Source organism: Kaistia algarum, from assembly GCF_026343945.1.
GTDB classification, from domain to species: domain Bacteria; phylum Pseudomonadota; class Alphaproteobacteria; order Rhizobiales; family Kaistiaceae; genus Kaistia; species Kaistia algarum.
Map to the genome: position 1 here is coordinate 555836 of NZ_JAPKNJ010000003.1, position 19771 is coordinate 575606.

Annotated in this window: 17 protein-coding genes and 1 tRNA gene; 14 read left to right on the forward strand and 4 right to left on the reverse strand. The window is 64.8% G+C overall.

All coding sequences use genetic code 11. The features are described from left to right. The first annotated feature begins 23 nt into the window (after positions 1–23). Positions 24–1151 (forward strand): N-methyl-L-tryptophan oxidase, encoded by a 1128-nt coding sequence (gene solA / locus OSH05_RS20880; RefSeq protein ID WP_104217750.1) that lies wholly within the window; start codon positions 24–26, stop codon positions 1149–1151. Here solA and OSH05_RS20885 read toward each other — a convergent pair. Both OSH05_RS20885 and serB read right to left on the reverse strand, forming a co-directional pair. Further along, positions 1148–1690 carry a GNAT family N-acetyltransferase gene (locus tag OSH05_RS20885; protein ID WP_104217749.1) on the reverse strand — a complete coding sequence of 181 codons (543 nt, stop codon included), beginning with the start codon at positions 1688–1690 and terminating at the stop codon, positions 1148–1150. The genes solA and OSH05_RS20885 overlap by 4 nt on opposite strands. Beyond that, positions 1687–2586 carry a phosphoserine phosphatase SerB gene (gene serB, locus OSH05_RS20890; RefSeq protein WP_104217748.1) on the reverse strand — a complete coding sequence of 300 codons (900 nt, stop codon included), beginning with the start codon at positions 2584–2586 and terminating at the stop codon, positions 1687–1689. The genes OSH05_RS20885 and serB overlap by 4 nt, the downstream gene beginning before the upstream one ends. Here serB and miaA point away from each other — a divergent pair. From miaA to ilvC, 5 genes are all read left to right on the forward strand, one after another. Continuing rightward, positions 2585–3499 (forward strand): tRNA (adenosine(37)-N6)-dimethylallyltransferase MiaA, encoded by a 915-nt coding sequence (miaA, locus tag OSH05_RS20895; RefSeq protein ID WP_266352895.1) that lies wholly within the window; start codon positions 2585–2587, stop codon positions 3497–3499. The two genes, serB and miaA, sit on opposite strands and share 2 nt — an antisense overlap. A 324-nt stretch (positions 3500–3823) precedes the next feature. Beyond that, the gene (locus OSH05_RS20900) at positions 3824–5590 is read left to right on the forward strand and encodes an acetolactate synthase 3 large subunit (RefSeq protein WP_104217746.1); all 1767 of its coding nucleotides are present in this window, start codon (positions 3824–3826) and stop codon (positions 5588–5590) included. A gap of 26 nt (positions 5591–5616) precedes the next feature. Then, positions 5617–6156, forward strand: coding sequence for an acetolactate synthase small subunit (gene ilvN, locus OSH05_RS20905; RefSeq protein WP_104217745.1), 540 nt, complete (start codon positions 5617–5619; stop codon positions 6154–6156). 498 nt (positions 6157–6654) lie between these two features. Further along, the gene (locus OSH05_RS20910) at positions 6655–7341 is read left to right on the forward strand and encodes a TetR/AcrR family transcriptional regulator (RefSeq protein ID WP_104217744.1); all 687 of its coding nucleotides are present in this window, start codon (positions 6655–6657) and stop codon (positions 7339–7341) included. 12 nt (positions 7342–7353) lie between these two features. Continuing rightward, complete coding sequence (ilvC, locus tag OSH05_RS20915) at positions 7354–8373, forward strand: ketol-acid reductoisomerase (RefSeq protein WP_104217743.1); 1020 nt, start codon at positions 7354–7356, stop codon at positions 8371–8373. Between the two features lie 77 nt (positions 8374–8450). On the opposite strand, the gene OSH05_RS20920 is transcribed toward ilvC, so the two are convergent. After that, positions 8451–8954: a BA14K family protein gene (locus tag OSH05_RS20920; RefSeq protein ID WP_104217742.1), complete on the reverse strand. Its 504-nt coding sequence runs from the start codon at positions 8952–8954 to the stop codon at positions 8451–8453. A 328-nt stretch (positions 8955–9282) separates the two neighbouring features. Here OSH05_RS20920 and OSH05_RS20925 point away from each other — a divergent pair, with 328 nt between their 5' ends. The 3 genes from OSH05_RS20925 to OSH05_RS20935 all read left to right on the forward strand — a co-directional run bounded on the left by OSH05_RS20925 (position 9283) and on the right by OSH05_RS20935 (position 12595). After that, positions 9283–10188 (forward strand): PhzF family phenazine biosynthesis protein, encoded by a 906-nt coding sequence (locus tag OSH05_RS20925; protein WP_104217741.1) that lies wholly within the window; start codon positions 9283–9285, stop codon positions 10186–10188. Positions 10189–10235: 47 nt separating this feature from the next. Continuing rightward, positions 10236–10658 (forward strand): hypothetical protein, encoded by a 423-nt coding sequence (locus tag OSH05_RS20930; RefSeq protein WP_104217740.1) that lies wholly within the window; start codon positions 10236–10238, stop codon positions 10656–10658. 359 nt (positions 10659–11017) lie between these two features. After that, positions 11018–12595: a 2-isopropylmalate synthase gene (locus OSH05_RS20935; protein ID WP_104217739.1), complete on the forward strand. Its 1578-nt coding sequence runs from the start codon at positions 11018–11020 to the stop codon at positions 12593–12595. An 81-nt stretch (positions 12596–12676) separates the two neighbouring features. On the opposite strand, the gene OSH05_RS20940 is transcribed toward OSH05_RS20935, so the two are convergent. Continuing rightward, on the reverse strand, positions 12677–14887 hold the full coding sequence (locus OSH05_RS20940; RefSeq protein WP_104217738.1) for an esterase-like activity of phytase family protein: 2211 nt from the start codon (positions 14885–14887) through the stop codon (positions 12677–12679). A 208-nt stretch (positions 14888–15095) separates the two neighbouring features. Here OSH05_RS20940 and OSH05_RS20945 point away from each other — a divergent pair. The 5 genes from OSH05_RS20945 to OSH05_RS20965 all read left to right on the forward strand — a co-directional run bounded on the left by OSH05_RS20945 (position 15096) and on the right by OSH05_RS20965 (position 19697). Next, positions 15096–15171, forward strand: a tRNA-Lys gene (locus tag OSH05_RS20945). A 410-nt stretch (positions 15172–15581) separates the two neighbouring features. Beyond that, the gene (locus OSH05_RS20950; protein ID WP_104217737.1) at positions 15582–16445 is read left to right on the forward strand and encodes a substrate-binding periplasmic protein; all 864 of its coding nucleotides are present in this window, start codon (positions 15582–15584) and stop codon (positions 16443–16445) included. Next, entirely contained in the window at positions 16438–17730 is a 1293-nt protein-coding gene (locus tag OSH05_RS20955) for a dicarboxylate/amino acid:cation symporter (RefSeq protein ID WP_104217736.1), read from the forward strand. Before OSH05_RS20950 ends, OSH05_RS20955 begins: the two co-directional genes overlap by 8 nt. A 246-nt stretch (positions 17731–17976) precedes the next feature. Beyond that, positions 17977–18666 carry an AIM24 family protein gene (locus tag OSH05_RS20960; RefSeq protein ID WP_104217735.1) on the forward strand — a complete coding sequence of 230 codons (690 nt, stop codon included), beginning with the start codon at positions 17977–17979 and terminating at the stop codon, positions 18664–18666. Positions 18667–18671: 5 nt separating this feature from the next. Continuing rightward, complete coding sequence (locus tag OSH05_RS20965) at positions 18672–19697, forward strand: patatin-like phospholipase domain-containing protein (RefSeq protein WP_266352901.1); 1026 nt, start codon at positions 18672–18674, stop codon at positions 19695–19697. Positions 19698–19771 lie beyond the last annotated feature (74 nt).

The following is a 19771-nucleotide window of genomic DNA, read 5'->3' on the forward strand; positions in this document are numbered from 1 at the left end:
CCCCCACTAGGACCCCACCCACCATGCCCCACCCCTACGACGTCATCGTCATCGGTCTCGGCGGCATGGGTTCCGCCGCCTGCTGGCAGCTGGCGCGGCGGGGGCTTCGGGTGCTGGGGATCGAGCGGTTCGACATCGGGCATGCGATGGGATCGTCGCATGGGCTGAACCGCATCATCCGTCTCGCCTATTTCGAGCATCCGGCCTATGTGCCGCTGCTGAAGCGCGCTTATGAACTCTGGCGCGAGGCCGAGACGCTGACGGCCGAGCAGCTTCTGTTCATCACCGGCTCGATCGATGCCGGGCCGGCGGGGAGCCGGGTTGTCGAGGGGTCGCTTGCCACCTGTCGCGAACATGGGCTGGCGCATGAGCTGCTGGACGCGGCCGAGACGCATCGGCGCTTTCCCGGCTATTGCCTGCCGGCGGGCAATCTCGCCGTGTTCCAGCCCGATGGCGGCTTCGTCGCGTCGGAGCGGGCGATCCTGGCGCATCTGTCGCTCGCGGTTCAGGCCGGCGCGGTGATCCATGGCCGCGAGAAGGTGCTCGCCGTCGAGCCGGGGAATGGCCGCGTCATGGTCGTGACCGAGGCCGGGCGCTATGAGGCGGGGCGGGTGGTCGTCGCGGCCGGCGGCTGGATTTCCGATCTGGTGCCGGCGCTTAAGGGCAAGGCGGTGGCCGAGCGGCAGGTGCTGGGCTGGTTCCTGCCGAAAAAGCCGGAACTCTTTGCGATGGAGCGCTTCCCCGTCTCCAATGCGGTGTCGGATGCCGGGCATTTCTATCAGTTCCCGATCTGGGGCATTCCGGGCTTCAAGATCGGGCTCTATCACCATTTGAACCAGACCGGCGACGCGGAAACGCTGTCGCGCGTCCCGACGCCCGAGGACGAGGCGGTGCTGCGCGCCGGCATGGCGGCGATGTTCCCGGAGGCGAACGGGCCGGCGCTTCGGCTGTCGGCCTGCCTGTTCACCAATACGGAAGACGAGCATTTCGTGCTCGATACCGCGCCGGGCGCGCCGGAGATCATCGTCGCCTCGCCCTGCTCGGGGCACGGGTTCAAGTTCGCCTCGGTGATCGGCGAAATCCTCGCCGATTTCGCGACCGGCAAGCCAAGCCCGTTCGATCTGTCGCTGTTTAAGATGGGCCGGCTCTAGCGGACGAACGCGGCCGCCTTAAGCCGGTAGAGCACATGCGGACGCAGGGGATGGCCTTCCGGGATGGAGGGGTGGTCGAAATCGTCGGCCGGGTCGCGGCGCATGCCGAGGCGCTCCATCACGCGGCGCGAGGGTTCATTGCCGGTGAAGGTGAAGGCGACGATCTCCGGGAGGCCGAGCTTGCCGAAGCCATGCGCCAGCCAGGCGTGCGCCGCCTCGCTCGCATAGCCCTTGCCCCAATGGCGCTCGGCGAGGCGCCAGCCGATCTCGACCGCCGGAGCGGAGGGCATGTCCGCCTTGACGGGCGCGATACCGACGACGCCGACCAGATCGCCGCTGCCTTTCTCCTCGACAGCGAGGAAGCCGTAATCCTCGCCGCCGAGGGCGGTGATGCGCTCCATATAGGCCGCCGTCTCGTCGCGGCCGAGCATCGCCGGGAAGAAGCGCATCACATGCGGATCGGTGTTGATCGCCGTGAAGGGGTCGAGGTCCCGGTCTTCCCAGGGCCGCAGGATCAGCCTTGCAGTTTCCGCTCTCATCGCACGAACTCCGCCCGCCGATAGCCCTGAGCGAAGAGGAGGGCGGTCAGGTCGTTGTGGTCGATGCGCGCATCGGCCTCGGCCGCGACCTTGGGCTTGGCGTGATAGGCGACGCCGAGGCCGGCAGCGCCGATCATGGCAAGGTCGTTGGCGCCGTCGCCGATCGCCAGGGTCTCGTGCCGCGACAGCACGAAGCGGCGGGAGAGTTCCATCAGTGCGGTCAGCTTCGCCTCCTTGCCAAGGATCGGCTCGGTCACCGTGCCGGCGAGGTGATCGCCCTCGACGTCAAGAATGTTGGCGCGGTTCTCGTCGAAGCCGATCTGTGCCGCCACCGGGCCGGTGAACAGCGTGAAGCCGCCCGAGACCAGCGCCGCATAGCCGCCATGGGCCTTCATGGTGCGGACCAGTTCCGGCCCGCCGGGGGTCAGGCGGATGCGCTCCGCCAGTACCTGGCCGACGACACCGACCGGCAAGCCCTTCAACAGGGCGACGCGCTCGCGCAAGGCCGGCTCGAACTCGATCTCGCCGCGCATCGCCCGTTCGGTGATCGCGGCGACATGGGCCTTCAGCCCGGCCATATCGGCGAGCTCGTCGATGCATTCCTGGCCGATCATGGTCGAGTCCATGTCGGCGACGATCAGGCGCTTGCGGCGCTGGTCGAGCCGCTGCACCACGACATCGACGGGTCTTTCGCCAATGGCGGCTTCCGGGCGAAAGCCGGCGAGCCCCGTTTGCGGCAACAGCACGTCGCAGGCCTCGCCCTCGGCCAGCCAGTCGGCGGTCGCCCCCGGCAGGGCGGAAAGCGCCGCCTCGACGGTCGCGGCCAGCGCTGCCGCCTGCTCGGGGCGTGCTATGAACGTGGCGACCAGCGGGGCGGAAGCAGCGGAAGCGTTCATGGAAGACCTTGAGATCGGGAGACGCCTGGAAAACGGGAGAAACCCGCGCGCCGTCCTGATAGCCGGGCCGACCGCGAGCGGCAAGTCGGCCTTCGCGCTTCGCCTCGCCGAACGCGAGAACGGCGTGATCGTCAATGCCGATTCGATGCAGGTCTATGCCGAGCTCGCCATCCTCTCGGCCCGGCCGACACCGGAAGAGGAGGCCCGCGTTCCGCACAGGCTCTATGGCCAGGTCCCTGCTTCGACACGGTTTTCCGTCGCGGCGTGGCGGGAGGAAGTTGCGCGGATCCTGGCGGAGATCTGGAACGAAGGCCGCCTGCCGATCCTCGTCGGCGGTACCGGGCTCTATTTCAAGGCGCTGACGGAAGGGCTTTCCGCCGTGCCGCCGATCCCGGAAGCGCTGCGGCTGGAACTCGACCGGGCCGCGAACGAGGAAGGCGTCCCGGCGCTACATGCCCGCCTCGCCGGCCTCGACCCCGACGCGGCGCTCCGTCTCGCGCCGAACGACCGCACGCGCGTGCTGCGCGCGCTGGAAGTCGTCCTCGCCACCGGCCGGACGCTCGCGGCGTTCCAGGCCGAGCCAGCCCTGCCGCCGCTCATCGCTCCGGAAGACGCGGCCCGCATCGTCCTCGAACCGGACAGGGCGGTGCTTTATGACCGTATCAACAAGCGCCTGGACGCGATGGTAGAAGCCGGCGCGCTCGAAGAGGCAAGGGCGCTGCTGGCCCTCGGCCTCGACCCCAACCTGCCGGCCATGAAGGCGATCGGCGTCACCGAATTCGGCGGATACCTAGCCGGCAAGGTCTCACTGGACGCCGCCATCGTCGAGGCCAAGATGCAGACAAGGCGCTACGCCAAACGGCAGGGGACTTGGTTCAGGAACCAGATGGGGGATTGGGGAAGGGTGGGGTAACGGGGAGGCGCGCTGGTCGCATCCGGCGCATCGGCTAATTTCCGCAAATCCAAGCGACCCATCCGCGCAACTTTCTTACGTCGCGCCCCTTGACCCCTCGCTAACTTCCGCGTATTTGTCCCGCAGAGTTCAAATGGAGACGTCCGGACATGATCCGCGTCGGCACGATCGTAGTACTTAGGGAGCGCACTGCCTGATGGCCTGACAGCCGTCACGTTTGGTAGTGCGCGTATCGGGCCCCCAGAAGGGGCCTTTTTTATTGCCCTGGTGACAATGACGAACAGACGGATGCGGCGGAGCCGGTCCGGATACGGAGCGTAAGCGATGACACGGCAGATGACGGGCGCGGAAATGGTCGTCCAGGCGTTGATCGACCAGGGAGTCGAGCACCTCTTCGGTTATCCCGGTGGCGCCGTTCTCCCGATTTATGACGAGCTTTTTCAACAGGATAAGGTCCAGCACATCCTGGTTCGCCAGGAGGGCGGGGCGGGTCATGCGGCCGAGGGCTATGCGCGCTCGACGGGCAAGGTCGGCGTCGCGCTGGTCACGTCGGGTCCCGGCGCAACCAATATGGTGACGCCGCTCACCGACGCGCTGATGGATTCGATCCCCATGGTCTGCATCACGGGCCAGGTCGCGACGCATCTGATCGGTTCGGATGCCTTCCAGGAGGCCGATACGGTCGGCATCACCCGGCCCTGCACCAAGCACAATTGGCTGGTCAAGGACGTCAACGATCTCGCCCGCGTCCTGCATGAGGCGTTCTATGTCGCGCGGTCCGGCCGTCCGGGTCCGGTCGTCGTCGATGTTCCGAAGGACGTGCAGTTCGCGACCGGCACCTATCAGGGGCCGGCCCGCGTCGAGCACAAGACCTATCATCCGCAGGTCCGCGGCGACGAACGCGCGATCCGCGCGGCTGTCGAGCTGATCGCCAAGGCAAAGAAGCCGATCTTCTATACGGGCGGCGGCGTCATCAATTCCGGCCCCCAGGCTTCGGCATTGCTGCGCGAACTCGTCCGCGCCACCGGCTTCCCGGTCACGTCGACGCTGATGGGGCTCGGCGCCTATCCGGCGTCGGACCGGCAGTGGCTGGGCATGCTCGGCATGCACGGCACCTTCGAGGCCAACAATGCGATGCATGATTGCGATGTCATGATCGCGATCGGCGCGCGCTTCGACGACCGCATCACCGGCCGTCTCGATGCGTTCTCGCCGGGCTCGAAGAAGATCCAGATCGATATCGACCCGTCCTCGATCAACAAGAATGTCCGCGTCGATATCGGCATCGTCGGCGATGTCGGCCATGTGCTGGAGGACATGCTCCGCATCTGGCGTGAGGGCAAATATACGGCCGATGCGGCGGCGGCGAAGAGCTGGTGGTCGGAGATCGAGCGCTGGCGGGCGCGGAAGAGCCTCGCCTATCGCCAGGTCAGCGAGACGATCATGCCGCAATATGCGATCGAGACGCTGTTCAACAAGACGCGCGGTCACGACACCTACATCACGACCGAAGTCGGCCAGCACCAGATGTGGGCGGCGCAGTATTTCGGCTTCGACCAGCCCAATCGCTGGATGACGTCGGGCGGCCTCGGCACGATGGGCTATGGCCTACCGGCGGCGATCGGCGTGCAGGCGGCGCATCGGGATGCGCTCGTCATCGATATCGCCGGCGACGCGTCCATCCTGATGAACATCCAGGAGATGTCGACGGCGATCCAGCACGAGCTGCCGGTCAAGGTCTTCATCCTGAACAACCAATATATGGGCATGGTCCGGCAATGGCAGCAGTTGCTGCATGGCAACCGGCTGTCGCATTCCTATACCGACGCGCTGCCGGACTTCGTGAAGCTGGCCGAGGCCTATGGCGGCATCGGCATGCGCGTCGAGAAGGCATCGGATCTGGAAGCCGGCATTGACGAGATGATCGCGGCGAAGCGGCCGGTCCTGTTCGATTGCCGCGTGGCGAACCTCGCCAATTGTTTCCCGATGATCCCTTCCGGCAAGGCGCATAACGAGATGTTGCTGCCGGAAGACGCGACGGACGAGGCGATTGCGAACGCGATCGACGAAGAAGGCAAGGCGCTGGTCTGAGCCGGCAGGAAAGCGGAGAAAATACCATGCAGCCCGGATCCGTCTACGCGATCAAGGAAGGCAAGGACGCCGTCGAGACCCACACGCTCTCGGTGCTTGTCGACAACGAGCCGGGCGTTCTAGCCCGCGTCATCGGCCTGTTCTCGGGGCGCGGCTATAATATCGACAGCCTGACTGTCTCGGAGACCGAGCACGAGCGCCATCGCTCGCGCATCACGGTCGTCACCAGCGGTTCGCCCCAGGTGATCGAGCAGATCAAGGCGCAGCTTGAGCGCATGGTGCCCGTCCACCGCGTCATCGACCTGACCGTCAGCGGCAAGGCGATCGAGCGCGAATTGTTGCTGATCAAGGTTCGCGGCGTCGGTGATCACCGCAGCGAGGCGCTTCGCCTTGCCGAAGCCTTCCGCGCTCGCGTCATCGACGCGACGACGGAGAGCTTCGTGTTCGAACTGACCGGCAAGACCGACAAGCTCGACCAGTTCATCGTGCTGATGCAGCCGCTCGGCCTCGTCGAAGTCTCGCGCACCGGCGTCGCGGCGATCGTGCGTGGGCCGGAAGCGATGTGAGGGCGGTTTGCTTGCTTTCCAATCGCTTTCATGTGCGGGCCGATCGATTGGGAGATCTTGAGTGTCCTGCGCCCGTTGTGAGCAACTATCGATACCGCAGCTCATACGCACGCCCGGTGAACTGACCCGGGTAGCAACGAGGGTGCAGGGCGCACTGAGCGATGGCATCTTGACCCAGAATCCGGGCGCTGTGTCAGCAAGTCTGACACCGTTCCAGGCCGTCGACCCTCATGGTCCCTGGGTCGATTTGCTCGACTATCGTTTCGGTTGCTCAACGTGTGGGCAGTCTTTCCGTCTTCATGTGGAGACTTATCACGGTAGCGGCGGGGAATGGGCGCCGGACGGCGACTAACGGCCGCCCGAACACGCGTTCATCAGCTTGACGCCTCCCTGACGGGGCGCTATCAAGCTCCGAACCGTACGGTACGGTACGCTGCAATGCAGCTTGACACGGTCAAGCCTCGGGCGGATATGAACAGCGCCGTTACAGCGACCCGGATGGATCCGGCCGAGCCCACTGGGGCCGAGGCGGGTGCCTACTCCCCCCGCCAGAACGCCGTGCTCGAAAGCGCGCTCTCCCTGCTCGTCGAGGGTGGTGAGAAGGCGCTGACCACCGCCGGTGTCGCGCGGGCGGCGAATTGTTCCAAGGAGAGCCTCTATAAGTGGTTTGGCGATCGCGACGGGTTGCTTGCCGCGATGATCACCTTCCAGGCGGGCAAGGTTCGCGCCGAGCCCCGGCCATCGGGTGCGAGCGGGCAGGCGGCGCTTCGCGGCCAGCTCATTGGCATCGCCGCCAATCTGCTGCGGGTCCTGGCCGGCGACGTCTCGCTGGCGCTGAACCGGCTCGCGATCGGGCAGGCGCGGCGGGACGAGGCGCAGCTTGGCAGGCTGGTGCTGGACCATGGCAGGCGGCCGATCGAAGCGCGGCTTTCCTCGCTGCTGGAGGAGGGCCGCCGCGCCCGGCTGCTCGAATACGACGATACGCGCGAGGCCTACCGCACGCTTTACGGCCTCATCGTGCGCGACATGCATGTGCGCCTGCTGCTCGGTGACGGCGAAGGCGCGGAAGACCCGGCTGCGCAGGCGCAGCGGGCGATCGATCAGTTTCTGCGCCTCTTCGGCGCTGAACGAACGACCGGACCGGTCCCGGAGAGGACCGGCGCGGGAAACGAACGGACGGGATGAAAGGACAAAGCTATGCGCGTTTATTACGATCGTGATGCCGATTTGAACCTGGTCAAGGCGAAGAATGTCGCCATCATCGGCTATGGCAGCCAGGGCCGGGCCCATGCGCTCAATCTGAAGGATTCGGGCGCGAAAAACGTCGCCGTGGCACTCCGCCCCGGTTCGACGACCGCGCTCAAGGCCCAGGCCGATGGCTTCAAGGTCATGTCGGTGCCGGAAGCGGCGAAGTGGGCCGATCTGATGATGATGGCGACGCCGGACGAGCTCCAGGCCGACATCTACAAGAACGAAATCGCGCCGAATATCCGCGACGGCGCGGCGATCGCCTTCGCCCATGGCCTTAACGTTCACTTCGCGCTGATCGAGCCGAAGAAGACCGTCGACGTCGTCATGATCGCGCCGAAGGGCCCGGGCCACACCGTGCGCGGCGAATATCAGAAGGGTGGCGGCGTGCCGTGCCTCGTCGCGGTGGCGCAGGACGCTTCCGGCAACGCGCTCGAGCTCGCGCTCTCCTATGCCTGCGGCGTCGGCGGCGGACGCTCGGGCATCATCGAGACGACGTTCCAGGAAGAATGCGAGACCGATCTGTTCGGCGAGCAGGTCGTGCTCTGCGGCGGCCTGGTCGAGCTGATCCGTGCCGGCTTCGAGACGCTGGTCGAGGCGGGCTATGCCCCCGAGATGGCCTATTTCGAGTGCCTGCACGAGGTGAAGCTGATCGTCGACCTCATCTATGAGGGCGGCATCGCCAACATGAACTACTCGATCTCGAACACGGCCGAGTGGGGCGAATATGTCTCGGGCCCGCGCATCATCACCTCGGAGACCAAGGCCGAGATGAAGCGCGTCCTGAACGACATCCAGACCGGCAAGTTCACCTCGGACTGGATGCAGGAATATCGCGCCGGCGCCGCCCGCTTCAAGGCGATCCGTCGCAACAATGATCGCCACCAGATCGAAGAAGTCGGCGAGAAGCTGCGCGGCATGATGCCGTGGATCGGCAAGAACAAGCTGGTCGACAAGGCGCGCAACTAAGCCGGACCGTCACATGAAACGAAGCCCCGCGGGAGCGATCCCGCGGGGCTTCTTTATATTGCCGTCATGCCGAACGACTACGGGCCGACGCAGCGATAGGCGCGGCCGTCATAGCCGGTGAAGGTATCGGTTGACGGGTTGTAGCTGCGGTAGCGGCCTTCGCAGAAGGCAACGTGCTCGCGCCAGCCGGTCGCGCCATAGGGCGGTGCGACTTCATACCCGCCATTATTGTTGTTGGCGATCGCCGCGCCGACACCGAGGCCGATGATCGCGCCAGCTGCCGCCGCAGCGCCGGGATTGCCGTACCAGCCGCCATAATAGCGCGGGCCACCGCCCCAATAGCCGCCACGCCATCCGGGTCCCCAGCCGGGGCGCGCGCCCCAACCCGGGCCACCCCAGCCGCCGCGAGGCGGGCCGCCGCGCCAGCCCGGGCCACCACGCCAACCGGGACCGCCTTGCCAGCCTGGCCCGCCGCCCCAACCGGGGCCGCCGCGCCATTGCGCCGATGCGTCAACGGTCGTCGCGGCGACGGCTGAGAATCCCAGTATCGCTGCGAGAGCAAGAGAAGCGATACGCTTCATGGCCAGTCTCCTTTGCTTTGATCCTGCCGGAACCGAGCAATCCAAGTTTGCATCAAGTCCAAGGCGGCGGAGTGAAGAAACCATCGTCTTCATGGGTGTCATAAGACTGCCTTCTGACCTTCGTCCCGTTCACCTCGAACCAGGTGATCGCGACCGGATGGTCGTCGTTTCGAAGGTTCATCGGACGATCCTTGGTTCCGTTCTAGCTCGGTTCACCTGAACGGCTGCTGAACGTTCAGTTAGGTTCGAAACGTTTGCATTGCTATGGCGACGGTCACAGAGGCGCTGTGCTATCAGGGGCGGCGATCGGTCCTTGACGAGGTTCTTGATGTCCCGACCCTATGCCATCCTCGACGTGTTTTCGGACGCGCCGCTTGCGGGCAACCAGTTGGCCGTTGTGCTGGATGCCGGCGGACTGGACGACGCGCAGATGCAGGCGATCGCCGCGGAGTTCAATCTGGCCGAGACCGTGTTCGTCCTTCCCGCCGAACGGCCGGGTCATCGCGCCAGGCTGCGCATCTTCTCGCCGGCCAGCGAATTGCCCTTCGCCGGTCACCCGACGGTGGGAACCGCTGTGCTTCTGGCGATCGAGGATCGCGGCGCCACACCCGGAGTGTCGGACGTGATGCTGCTGCTTGAGGAGAATGTCGGCCCGATCCGCTGCGTGGTCGCTTTCGACGGCGAGCGTTCGGGCCATGCAATCTTCGACGCGCCCGAACTGGCCCGGCCCTTGGACGTTCGCCTGGACCGGGAACGCGCCGCAGCGGCGCTCGGGCTTGCCGCTTCGGAGATCGGCTTCGAGAACCACGAGATTTCCGCCTTCACGGCCGGCGTGCCCTATTGCTTCGTTCCGGTGCGAAATCTCGCGGCGATCGCGAGCGTCGTGCCGTTGCCGCAATATTGGGCCGATGCCTTCCCCGCCAAGACGTCGGTCTATCTATACACGCGTGAAACCGAAGGACTGCTCCGCGCCTTTCACGGCCGCATGTTCTGGCGCGCGCCGGCTTTCGTCGAGGATCCGGCGACCGGGTCTGCCGCGGCTGCCTTCGCCGGTGTCGTCCAGAAGTTCGACCAGCCGACATCCGGCTCGCATCGCCTGACGATCGAGCAGGGCTTCGAAATGGGTCGCCCGAGCCTGATCGACCTTGAGATCGACATCGCCGAAGGTCACCTCCGCGCCGTGCGCATCGGTGGCGACGCGGTCATCATCGCGCGTGGGACGCTCTACGTCTGACGGTGACCTCGTGCTAAGCTGGAACAGTTCCAGCATGGGGGGATCGCATGAACGTCGTGTTGCTGTTTCTGCATTTCGTCGGCCTCGTCATGGGTTTCGCCGGCGGTATCGGTTCCGCGGTGACCATGCGCTTCGCATCGGGCGCCAGCGCGGAAGGGGCGGCGGCCTTGAAGCGCCTGCCGCCGGCCTTCGCCAAGATATCCGCCTACGGCCTCGTCATTCTCTGGATCACTGGTCTCATCCTGATCTGGAGTGTCTATGGCGGGCCGCAGAACCTGCCGGGCCTATTCTGGCTGAAGATCGTCTTCGTGCTGATCCTGACGGGGCTCAATGGCTGGCACCATGCCATCTATGCGCAGATCCGGCGAACCGGCGATCCGTCACGCGGCGAGCGGCTGAAGATCATCGGACCGGCGAGCGGGCTCAGCGCCTTGCTGGCCATGGCTGTTGCGGTGATCGTCTTCAACTGAGCCACCCGCGGGGACCTCTGTGATCGCAGGCCCGCGTATGGGCTTGCCTTTTGGCGGTCAGGATTGTTAAGAGTGCTCACGTCCTTCGTGGACAGAGGGTCGTGGCCTGGTGCCCGGTCTTTCGGAGTCGATATGAGCGTTTGGGTTTCATCGATCATGCCTTTGGCGGGACCTCTGTCCTGCGGGCGCGGTCGTGCGCCCGCGCCTGCCTCCCGCGACGGCCTCCTTCTTCTTAGCTGCCCCTGAGCGCCGACTGGTCGCACGCGACCGGGCCTTCAGGGGATGAGCCGACCAGCAGACCGACCAAGGCTCGCAGTCCGAAGCTCCATGAGCCGACTGCTCGAAGAAAGACCCACCCGATGACCACTACTGGTTCCACCACCGCTGACACCTCGTCCAAGGACAAGATCGTCATTTTCGACACGACGCTGCGCGACGGTGAACAATGCCCAGGCGCCTCGATGACCTATGAGGAAAAGCTGGAAGTCGCCGAGCTGCTCGAAGCCATGGGCGTCGACGTGATCGAGGCCGGCTTCCCGATCGCCAGCCAGGGCGATTTCGAGGCTGTGCAGGAGATCGCCCGGAGAGCCGGGCCGGACGTGACCATCGCCGGTCTGGCCCGTGCCATTTCCGGCGATATCATCCGCGCCGGCGAGGCCGTGCGCGTCGCCAAGCGCCCGCGCATCCATACCTTCGTCTCGACCTCGCCGATCCATCTGGCGCACCAGATGAAGAAGAGCGAGGAGCAGGTCCTCGACATCATCTCGGCAACGGTGGCGCAGGCGCGCAACCTCGTCGATGACGTCGAGTGGTCGGCGATGGACGCGACCCGCACGCCGATCGAATATCTGATCCGCTGCGTCGACGCGGCGATTAAGGCCGGCGCGACCACGATCAACCTGCCGGACACGGTCGGCTATGCCGTTCCCGACGAATATGCGTCGATGTTCCGCACGGTCATCGAGCGTGTGGCCAATTCCGACAAGGCGATCTTCTCGACCCATTGCCATGATGATCTGGGCTTGGCGGTTGCCAATTCGCTGGCGGGTGTCGCTGGCGGTGCGCGGCAGATCGAGTGCACGATCAACGGCCTCGGCGAACGCGCCGGCAATGCGGCGCTGGAAGAGGTGGTGATGGCGATCCGCACGCGCGGTGACTATTACGCCTATCGCACAGATGTCGAGACGACGATGCTGACCCGCGCCTCCAAGCTGGTTTCGGCCGTCTCAGCCTTCCCGGTGCAGTACAACAAGGCCATCGTCGGACGGAATGCCTTCAGCCATGAGAGCGGCATTCACCAGGACGGTATGCTGAAGAATGCCGAGACCTACGAGATCATGACGCCGGAGAGCGTCGGCGTGAAAGCCACCTCGCTGGTCATGGGCAAGCATTCAGGCCGCCATGCCTTCCGCGAGAAGCTGCGCGAGCTCGGCTATGAGTTGGGCGAGAACGCGCTGGAAGACGCGTTCAAGCGCTTCAAGGACCTCGCCGACCGCAAGAAGCATGTCTATGACGAGGATATCGAGGCGTTGGTTGGCGACGGCGTCGCCGTGGCCGGCGAGACGATCCGCGTCCTGGCGCTGACGGTCATCGCCGGCACGGGCGGCCCCGCCAAGGCGATCATCACGCTGGATGTCGAGGGCACGCACGTCACCAAGGAGATGACCGGCAATGGCCCGGTCGATGCGACGTTCAACGCGATCCAGGCGATCGTGCCGCATGAAGCCAAGATGTCGCTCTACCAGGTGCACGCCGTCACGGAAGGAACCGACGCGCAGGCCGAGGTTTCGGTGCGGCTCGAGGAGGACGGCAAGTCCGTCACTGGCCGCGGCGCCGATCCGGACACGATGGTCGCCTCGGCGAAGGCCTACATCTCCGCCGTCAACAAGATCGCCGTGAAGCGCCAGCGCCAGCACGCACAGGCCGCCAGCGCCTGATAAGGCAACTTCGATTACGCATATGAAAAAGGGCCGCGTCGACGACGCGGCCCTTTCTCGTTTCAGTCGGGTATCCGGCGATCACATCGGCAGGGCGATCTTGCCGAGGCGGATGAACTGCGTCTCGCCGGAATGGTCGTCGACGCCGTCATTGTCGGTGATCACGAAGGCATTGCCGTCCGCGTCGATCGCGAAGCTCTCGACCTTGTCGAGCACATAGCCCTTCGGCGCCGCCAGAGCCGGCAGCAGGTCCGCGAGATCCTTCTTCTCGACCTTCGGCAGTTCGCCGCCGAGCGGGGCGGGGGTGACGCCGGCCATCGGCACGAAGACGAGCTTCTTGATTGCCGCATCGCGCCCTACCTGGTTGTCGCGCTCGATAACGACGAAGCCGCCCGGCACGGAAGTCAGCTCGGAGAGGCCAACCCAGCCCTTCTGTGCCTTGTCGAGCGGGTAGTGGACCGCAGCCCATTCCTTGGTCGCCGGCTTGTAGGCAAGCAGCTTGGTAAAGCCCTTCGGATCGCCCTTCCATTCCCGCTGAACGGCGAGCCAGACGGTCTCGTCGGCGCCCGAGCCGGTCACCGTGACGCCCTCGAAGCCGAAGCGCGTGGCGTTGGCGGCGAGAGCCTCGGGCAGGGCAATCTCCTCGACCACCTCGCCCTTCGCATCGACATGGTAGAGCGTCGACTGCGTCTTGTTCTTCTCGCGCTCCGGGTTGCCCTCGGATGCGAGCCAGAAGCCGCCGTCGGAGGCAAGCGCGATGCCCTCGAGGTCGAGATTGGCTGCCGGCTTGCCGTCCTTGGTCACAACGAGCTCTTCCGTGATCAGGGCTGGCGTCTGCGTAGCGTCGATTGTCAGGATGCGGCCGATCGACTGCGCGCTGTCGATGACGGCGTAGAGCTTGCCCGGCGTCTTGGCGTCGCCGACCGTGCCCGAAAGCGCGGCCCAGCCGATCGGCTTGCCGTCCTTGTCGGCGGAGACGATCGACGGATAGGCCGCCGGGGCGTCGGAGCGCTCATAGATCGTCACGACCGAGCCGATCAGGCCGTCCTCGCGCAGATCGTTCTCCGCCGCGGTCACGAACAGATTGCGGTCCGGGATCGCTAGCAGGCCTTCCGGGCCGATGCCGCCGGGCAGGGCCTGCAGGAAGGTCGGCGCCTTCCCGGCGCCCTCGTCCTTGTAGACGCCGACCAGCGAGGCGCGCTCCGAGCCGATGAAGATCAGGCGATCATTGCCGAAGGTCGCGACCTCGGCGCCTTCCGGCTCGTTGCCCTTCTTGTTGCGCTTCTCGGGATAATGGCCGAGGCGCACCGTCTCGTATTCGAAGGCGGTGCCGCTGTCATAATCGACGCTGCCGTCAGCCTTGAAGATCGTGAAGCCGCGGCTGCCGCCCTTCCAGTCGCCTTCATTCGCCGTGACGAAGCGGTCCGCATCGATCCACTGCACGCCGTCCGGCTCGCGCGCGACGCCTTCCATCTTGCCGGAAAGGTCGATGACGCCGTCCTTCTTCACGTCGATGCCGTCGAGATCGACGGTGCCGGCGGAAAAGTCCTTCACGATCTTGCCGCTCGCCGCATCGACGATGGCGATCGCGTTGTTCTCCTGCAGGGTCAGCACGACCTGACCCGCATCGTTGAAATCGACGAATTCGGGCTCCGGATCCTCCGGCGTAACACCGGAAAGGCCGGTGACGTCGACGACCTTTCTCGTCGTGCAGTCGACCGAGCCGTCGGCGCCGAGCGAGAACAGCGTCAGATTGCCGGCAGGAAGCTGGGGCAGGGCGCCGTCGTTGAGTTCCTCGTCGCGCTCGTTCTCGATCGCGATGGCGAGGAACTTGCCGTCCGGGCTCTTCGCCAGCGAATCGGGCTGGCCGCCGAGATCGCAGGTTGCGGTCACGGCCTTGGTCGCGAGATCGACCACGGCCAGATGGCCCGACGGCTCGGCCTTGGATTTCGACGTCACGACGCCGACGAGCGCGAGGCCTCCCGCGACGACGGTCGAGGTCGGCTCGCCGCCCAGCGCGACCGCACCGGCCGGCTTCGGGGCCTTCGGGTCGGTGATGTGGATAATACCGAGGCGGTTGCCGGGGCTATCGGTGTAGACGAGCGTATTGCCGTCGGCGGTCGCGGTGATGATTTCGGCAACCGTAGCCTTGGCGGCGTCGGCCCCGGCCGGCAGATTGTCGACGACATGAAATGTCGCGATACGATTGAAGTTTTCCGCCGCCTCGGAGGCGAGGGCGGTTCCGGCGAGCAGCGTCGCGGCGAGAACGCCGCGCAGCATTGGGTTCAGCATGGGTTTTCCAATCTGCTTCTGTCTGTCGGAGATTCGGTAGGTGCCAGAGGGCATTAGCCCGTTCGAATGACGTCGAAATGACAGGAAGCGAGGAGCGAGGCGCGTCGCGGCGAGATTTGCACAGGCGATCGTCAATCGAGGCTGGACAGGCCCGGTTCGCTTTGCTAAACACCGCCTCGTTCCGCACGGCCTAGCGCCGCTGCGCGGCGGGTGCATAGCTCAGTTGGTAGAGCAGCTGACTCTTAATCAGCTTGTCCTAGGTTCGATCCCTAGTGCACCCACCAAATTTCCTCCATGAAATCAGTCTGATATGGATCGGCGCAGAAGAACGTTGCGGGAACGTGAGACGGCGTGAGACGCGCTGTTTCCGCCTAAAACGGGCTCTTGGTGCTTCGGGGGGCAGGTGATGCTACTGATCCCGTGCATTCCGGATATCCACGTCGACACGGCCGGAGGATCCTGTGCGGATGGCCGGCACCATCTTCCGGGTGATGCAGTTTCAGCGGCTGGTTTTCGCGCCCGTCGCCTATGCGATGGGGCTGTGGGCCGTCCGCTAGCGCCGGACAGGGAGCTGGCGGCGCTTGGCATATCCCCTGTTTAGTGGGGTCGCAGCCGGTGATCGGTATGACTAAGCTTGTTTCATGCGACTCTGCCGCCTCGTTGCGAGTCCGCGCCGATATGTTCTGAGACTTTCATGATAGCCTTCCCACGCTGGCGATCGGTCCTGTTCGCAATACTGGCGCTTGTCCCGGTCCTTGCGGTGTCGAGCACTGCTGCCGCTTCGGGGATCGAGCGCATTCGCCAGAAGGGAGTACTGACTGTGGCGATGTTCGCCGAGGACGTGCCTCCGTTTTTCTATGCCAACGCGGAAGGCGCGCTTGTCGGCATCGACCCGATGCTGGCGGGGGGTATCGCTGCCAAGCTCGGCGTCCGGGTCGTCTTCGACAGATCCGCGACCACGTTCGACGGCGTCATCGACGAGGTTGTGACGGGCCGCGCCGATATAGCCGTCAGCTTGCTCAGCAACACGCTGGAGCGAGCCATGCGCGTGAGCTTTAGCCGCAGCTATGTGAGCGTTAGGCAATTTCTGCTGATCAACCGCCTTGAGCTTGGTCAGCTTGTCGCCGGAGCTCGCGGCGCGAAGGCGGGCGCGCCTGTTCCCAGACTGCTCGATGACCCAGTCTCCCACATCGGGGTGATCGGGGGCACATCCTATGTCGGCTTCCTCAAGGAGGACTTCCCGACGGCCCAGGCTGTCGAATTCGACAGCTGGGACCCGATGCTGGCGGCGGTGAAAAGCGGCAGGCTGGTCGCGCTCCTTTATGACGAGATCGAAATCGGAAACTGGCGGCTCGCCGACCCGGCGGGCTCGCTGGAGCTTCGGCCATACCATCTTGTCGGCCATCCCGATCCGATTGCCATCGCCGTGCAACAGGGCGATGTGGACCTCAAGGCCTGGGTCGATCTCTATCTCGACAAGATGGAGGCGAATGGCCAGCTAGCGACCCTTCTCAAGACCTACCTCTATTCCGGCGATCGGCTTCTCACCAATGACTGAAGCGGCGAGCCGCGCCTTGCGCGCCATCCTCCGGCATCCGCTCAGTGTCTTTGCCGGCATGGCGTTGGGCGGCTTCTATGGGTGGGTGGACAAGGGCGGCACGCCGCTCATCGAGCCCATTGGCCATGTCTATCTGCGCCTCCTGCAGATGTGCGTCATCCCGCTCCTGTTCACGGCGGTAGTCACCAGCCTCGGAAAGCTGTTTTCCGATGGATCGGCGCGACGCTATGTGGCGCGCCTGTTGGTCTTGATGGCGCTCGGAATGGCGCTGGCCGGGGGCATGGGTCTGGTCCTTGGCGAATGGGGCCAGCCCGGCGCCGAACTGCAGCAGCAGGCCCGGCAGGTGATCGGCGAGGTGATCGCGCGCGCGGAGGCGACGGGACAAACGCTGCAGTCGGGCGGTTCTGCGAGCATCGTGGACATGGCCGTCGGAATCGTCCCCGACAACATCTTCGTCGCGCTCAGCAGTGGCAACATGCTGGCGATCCTCTTCTTCGCAGTCTTGTTCGGCGTGGCCCTCGGCTCGATCGACAAGGAAAAATCGGAACGCGCGATTGGGCTCTTCGAGAGCCTCTACGATGCGTTCATCAAGATCATCGGCTGGCTGATGTATGCCCTGCCTTTTGGTTTGTTTTGCCTCGCCTACAGCCAGATCTCCGCTATCGGCGTGCCTATCCTCATCGCGATGACCCGGCTCGTGTTGCTCATTTATGCCGGATGTCTGGCATTGATCGTGATTGCCTACCTGGTCATCTGGTGGCGCACAGGGGGCAGCATCTGGAGGTCGGTCTCGGCGCTGAGGGAGGCGGTATTCGTGGCCTTCGGCACGTCGAGCAGTTTTGCGGCGGTGCCGGCGGCATTACGCGGCCTGAAGCGAGACCTCGGCATCGATCGCAACGTCGTCGATCTCGTCATGCCCCTCGGGATCACGTTGAATCCGCCGGGCTCCGTGTTTCATTTCGCGATCGCCACGATGTTCCTCGCCAATCTCTACGGGGTCCATCTCGACGCGGGCCAGATCGCCTTCGTTCTCGTCGCCTCGATCCTCGCCGGGGCCGCGGCCTCGGGAGCTCCCGGCGCGGCCGCACTGTCGATGATCTCGTTGATCCTCATTCCGCTCGGGCTTCCAGTGGAGGTCGCGATCATCCTGTTGGTGGCAATCGACCCGATCGTCGATCCTGCGTTGACGATCGTGAACGTCCTGACGAATGCGGCGACGACCGCCATGCTCGGTGCGTCGAGGAAGCTCATGAGCTCGCACGCCATGCCGCCTGCCGAAGCCTGACCGGAATCCATCGCCGCGCCCTGCGGCCATCCAGCGTGGCGGATAGGCGACCGAGCTTTCATTGACGTCAAACTGGCGCTTCTTGTCACGCGCATCCTCTCCCTCGATCCTGCCAAAGCTGATGCGCGGTCTTTAGCCATCCGGTGGGTGATTTCGCGTTTCTTGCATTTGTATTGAACTGTCCAAGCGGACGTTAAGCCGTTCCGGCTAAGGTGGCGTATCCTTGTTGGGGCTTGGAGTTCGAGCATGCAGACCAAGATCATCGGCACCGTTCTTCCTGTTCTGGAGATCGAGCTTGCTTCCGGGGAAGCCGTTGTCGGCGTCCCCGAGCAGCTCTCCTGGATCACGGGAGGGGTGACCCTCCATACATCCGTAGCGGCTGCCGGAGGCGGGGGCCTTTTCGGGCTCGTCAGCCGCGCCGTTTCCGGCGCCGGCATCGTGATGACCGAAATGCGCGCCGAAAACGGACCTGGCATGGTCGGCTTCGCCGCGCATCTGCCCGGCGAGATCATCGAAATCGATGTCGGCCACGGTGCCTATATGGTGCACCGGCATGGCTTCCTGTGTGGCACGTCGGGGATCGTCGTCTCGAGCGCGTTGCAGCAAAATCTCGGGGCTGGCGTCTTCGGCGGCGATGGGTTCGTGCTGCAGAAGATTGCGGGGGAGGGCAAGGCCTTCGTCGAACTGGGCGGCGAGATCGTGAAATACGACCTCCAAGCTGGCCAGTCGATTCACGTCCATCCCGGCCATGTCGGTCTGTTCGACGAGCAGGTCTCGTTCGAGATCACGGCCATGCGCGGCGTCCGCAGCACCTTCTTCGCCACCGGCGACTTCTTCATGGCCAAGCTGACGGGGCCGGGGCGCGTCTGGCTGCAGACGCTGACGGCGCCGGGCCTCGCCCACACGATCAGCCATTATCTACCGAAGCAGGGCTGAGCCCGATGAATGCTGTTCGGCAAGTCACCCTGGCGGCGTCGCTGATTCTTGCCGGTTCGGCGTTGGCGCAGGAGGTAACGAGGCCGGATTATTCGGCTTTCAGCCAGTCCACGTTTCTGCGCTTTCTGAACGCGCGGGACGGCGAGATCACGCGCAGTCCGCATATCGGGCTTTCGTTTGGCGGCCGGACGATTTCGGCGACGCTCGATACGGGTTCGACGGGCGTCGTGGTAGCGGCGGCTCTGATACCGAATTTCGACCAATTGCCCGTGCTTGGCGATGGCAAGCTGACCTATACGAGTTCGGGCCGCATCATGCTCGGCAAATGGGTCACGACGCCGATTACCCTCATCGGTGGAAACGGCAATTCGGTGACGACCGCGCCGATGCCCGTGCTGGCCATCACGAAGATCGCCTGCACGGAAACGGCGCGGCGCTGCGAGCCGAGCGATGATCCTCGCCATACTGCGATGATCGGCATTGGCTTCGGCCGTGAGCGGGACGCGCAGGCGCAGAGCACGCGCGACAAGAATCCGCTGATGCAACTCCCACCGGATGCCAAACAGCGCCAAGGCTATGTCATCACGACAGAGGGCATTCAGATTGGTCTCACCCCCGAGAATACGGACGGCGCCTTCCGCTTCGTGAAACTCATCAAGATGGACGAAGTCGATGACTGGGCCGGCATTCCGGCCTGCATCTCGCTCGCCGGCACTACGCCGCCAGCCTGCGGCTCCATGCTGATGGATACCGGCGTCGGTGACATGTACATGAGCGCCCCGCCGTCCCAAATCCCAGCCAAGCCCTTGCCGGACGGCACTTCCGTTGCGATCAGCCTGGGCAGTGCCGAGGCCAGCCAGCCGCTCTACAGCTTCACGGTCGGCGATCCCGCGTCCCGGCTGGCTCCCTCCCGTATTTTCCTGAGCGCTTCCGACAAGCGCTCCTTCGTCAATACGGGCTTCCACCTGCTCTACGGGTTCGACTATCTCTACGACGCCGATGGCGGTTACGCGGCATTCCGTCCACGCTAAGGTTGCGGGCTTGATCGATATCAAGGCGCCCTGATCATCGGTCCGGCACTGTCTTCCCGACGCTTTTCGGAGCC

Coding starts and splice junctions, on each gene's coding strand:
- solA (WP_104217750.1), top strand. CDS start 24: ATGCCCCACCCCTACGACGTCATCGTCATCGGTCTCGGCGGCATGGGT.
- serB (WP_104217748.1), bottom strand. CDS start 2,586: ATGAACGCTTCCGCTGCTTCCGCCCCGCTGGTCGCCACGTTCATAGCA.
- OSH05_RS20900 (WP_104217746.1), top strand. CDS start 3,824: ATGACACGGCAGATGACGGGCGCGGAAATGGTCGTCCAGGCGTTGATC.
- OSH05_RS20930 (WP_104217740.1), top strand. CDS start 10,236: ATGAACGTCGTGTTGCTGTTTCTGCATTTCGTCGGCCTCGTCATGGGT.
- OSH05_RS20960 (WP_104217735.1), top strand. CDS start 17,977: ATGCAGACCAAGATCATCGGCACCGTTCTTCCTGTTCTGGAGATCGAG.
- OSH05_RS20955 (WP_104217736.1), top strand. CDS start 16,438: ATGACTGAAGCGGCGAGCCGCGCCTTGCGCGCCATCCTCCGGCATCCG.
- OSH05_RS20910 (WP_104217744.1), top strand. CDS start 6,655: ATGGATCCGGCCGAGCCCACTGGGGCCGAGGCGGGTGCCTACTCCCCC.
- OSH05_RS20920 (WP_104217742.1), bottom strand. CDS start 8,954: ATGAAGCGTATCGCTTCTCTTGCTCTCGCAGCGATACTGGGATTCTCA.
- OSH05_RS20965 (WP_266352901.1), top strand. CDS start 18,672: ATGAATGCTGTTCGGCAAGTCACCCTGGCGGCGTCGCTGATTCTTGCC.
- OSH05_RS20885 (WP_104217749.1), bottom strand. CDS start 1,690: ATGAGAGCGGAAACTGCAAGGCTGATCCTGCGGCCCTGGGAAGACCGG.
- OSH05_RS20935 (WP_104217739.1), top strand. CDS start 11,018: ATGACCACTACTGGTTCCACCACCGCTGACACCTCGTCCAAGGACAAG.
- ilvN (WP_104217745.1), top strand. CDS start 5,617: ATGCAGCCCGGATCCGTCTACGCGATCAAGGAAGGCAAGGACGCCGTC.
- miaA (WP_266352895.1), top strand. CDS start 2,585: ATGGAAGACCTTGAGATCGGGAGACGCCTGGAAAACGGGAGAAACCCG.
- ilvC (WP_104217743.1), top strand. CDS start 7,354: ATGCGCGTTTATTACGATCGTGATGCCGATTTGAACCTGGTCAAGGCG.
- OSH05_RS20950 (WP_104217737.1), top strand. CDS start 15,582: ATGATAGCCTTCCCACGCTGGCGATCGGTCCTGTTCGCAATACTGGCG.
- OSH05_RS20940 (WP_104217738.1), bottom strand. CDS start 14,887: ATGCTGAACCCAATGCTGCGCGGCGTTCTCGCCGCGACGCTGCTCGCC.
- OSH05_RS20925 (WP_104217741.1), top strand. CDS start 9,283: ATGTCCCGACCCTATGCCATCCTCGACGTGTTTTCGGACGCGCCGCTT.